This window comes from Endozoicomonas sp. ONNA1 (assembly GCF_024606325.1).
GTDB lineage: Bacteria > Pseudomonadota > Gammaproteobacteria > Pseudomonadales > Endozoicomonadaceae > Endozoicomonas_A.
On the sequence record NZ_JAHHPN010000495.1, the window covers coordinates 1 to 2,291 of the forward strand.

Consider the following 2,291-nt stretch of genomic DNA (forward strand, 5'->3'; position numbering starts at 1 on the left):
GCCATACCCGGTTCCATAACCAGATTAATGTGAGCTTCACACTCACTTCGAACAACTTATCCATCGGTCAGGAAATCTACAATTTCAAGCAAATAGTAAAGGTACTGCAGTGCTCAGGGGGTTATAATTTAGTGTCATTTCAAAGAGACAGGGGCTCCCACAAACAGACACTGACGTTTAATGTCCGAGTTCCGGATCATATGAGTAACAGCCATCTGAAAGCCTGGCTCGAGAGAAGTAATCAACAGCTAATCAGACCGTTTCAAATAGATGTGCGCTCTATCAGCGACCCAACAAATATATTTGAACCAAGAACCGATCATTAAGACACAAATTAACTTTATACGGGGCGGCAGGCCGATTATTTCCACGTCGCTGTTGCCCTGTATCGGTAAAGGCGACCTTCTGATGAAGGAGTACAGAACTTGCCAATAGAAATGTAGAAAACAAGCAAAAGGTAATAATACAACCTGCCCAGATCAGTCTCAATACTTTTGCCTGGCAAACAGTTTAACGAAGCGTCTTTATTTTTTCACGTCTCTTTTTTTCTCCTTTATCCCCCTTTTATTAGCTACCTCTTATATTCGTCAACAAGAATGGCTAATCAAGTGCTGTCATAGTCGGAAATATTCTAAATAAATAGCACCTTTTTCCAGTGACTTAACTATTTTTAAAGATTTTTCATGAACAAATGTGATACAGGTGTGGTAATGAAAAAGCTTTGTAAGCCCGAGCTATTCTGCAGTTTTGTCACTGCGTGTGCATTCCTGATGACAACCACGGCTTCAGAAGCAGGTTATTACGTGCTTAATCTTAAAACCCCACAAACAAACGTCAAAGTATTTCTATCTGTCGAACCTGACACAGAAACAGACGCTCGATCGGAAGCGCAGGATGAGCAAGAGCAATCCTTCAGTTTGTTATCCGGAGATAATGCTGAGGGCGAAAAATTCAAAACAGTTGGAGGGTTGCCAGTTTCCGAGTCGACACCTTCTGCCCAGAGCCAGCCCCCTGAATTGACATCGAGCGATAATGATGAAAACCAGGAATGCGGAGCCGTTGGAGGCTTGCCTGTTCCTCAGTCATGTGAAGCGATTTCTTCACCCATTTCAGTGTGTTTGATTGATTCTAATGACAGAGTTGAATCCAATACTACTGACCAACTCTTGACCACTCAGCCTACTATTGTTTCAACCCCAACTATCCGCTATTTGGAAACCGGAAGAGCCAGGGTTGCCGCCTGGCTGGAAAGAGGCGTGGCATGCGATACTATCCGGTTCTACCAGATTTCTTCGGGCATGCTGGAAAAGTTTGTCCTTATGTTCGCCAGACTGGTTGCCATGGAAGCTGACGAAATGTATACCTGCCAGCCTTTCGTCCGGTTCAACAACTATATATTTGATTCAAGCGTTAATCCGCGCTGGTATAGAGGAAGAATTGCGATTTTTGTTGAGCTACTCGACACAGCAATACTTGCCGGTATTGGATTTACCTATGGGATACCTGGTCTGGGTATTGGAGGTCTGATTGCAGGGGGCCTCTTTATTCCTCTCACTGCCTGTTATTCTGGCTATACCCGGTTTACAAACCAGTTTTTGGTGAGCTTTACATTTAATTCAAACAACTTGCTCATCAGTCAGGAAATCTATAACTTGCAACAACAAATAGTGAAGATACTGCAGTTGTCAGGAGGCTTTAACTTATTAGCATTTCGTTTCGACCAATCATCCGCCAGTCAGACACTGACGTTTAATGTCCGGATGCCCAAATCAGTGAATGCCAGACGTCTGCGTCTCTGGCTGGTAAATCGTAATCATCATTTAGGCGCTCCATTTCAGATAGAGGTCTCTTCCGTCAGCGAGCTGATACATACTAAGAAAATCAATAAAGGCTATCCGGAAACCGATCTTTAGCGCTCAGTTCAACTCTAAGCACGACGCTGAACCGAATGCTTTCACTTGGCAACTGTCGTTTGTCAATATAGAAGGTAGCCTTATGAATGAGTATACTCTGTACTATAGATAGAAATGCTGAAAAACGACCAGAAAGCAACATTACAGCCTAACCAGATCTATCTCAATCTCTTTGACGATTAAAAAGTCTAATGAAGATATTTTACTTTTTAATTTGGATGTCCCATTTATTACCATTTATTATTCAGCAGGAATGGCTGAGTAAGAGTTGTCATGGTCGGAAATGTTCTAAATTAAAACCATCTTTTTCCAGTGGCGCAAATAGCCTAAAGTTCCTGATTACGGGTGTGATCATGAAAAAAATGTGTAATATCGAGT

The 2,291-nt window shown here is 42.4% G+C and carries 2 protein-coding genes; both read left to right on the forward strand.

All coding sequences use genetic code 11. The features are described from left to right. On the forward strand, positions 1–326 hold a 326-nt coding region (locus KDK19_RS11310; protein ID WP_257291986.1), incomplete at its 5' end, for a hypothetical protein. 357 nt (positions 327–683) lie between these two features. Beyond that, entirely contained in the window at positions 684–1,913 is a 1,230-nt protein-coding gene (locus KDK19_RS11315; protein WP_257291987.1) for a hypothetical protein, read from the forward strand. Positions 1,914–2,291 lie beyond the last annotated feature (378 nt).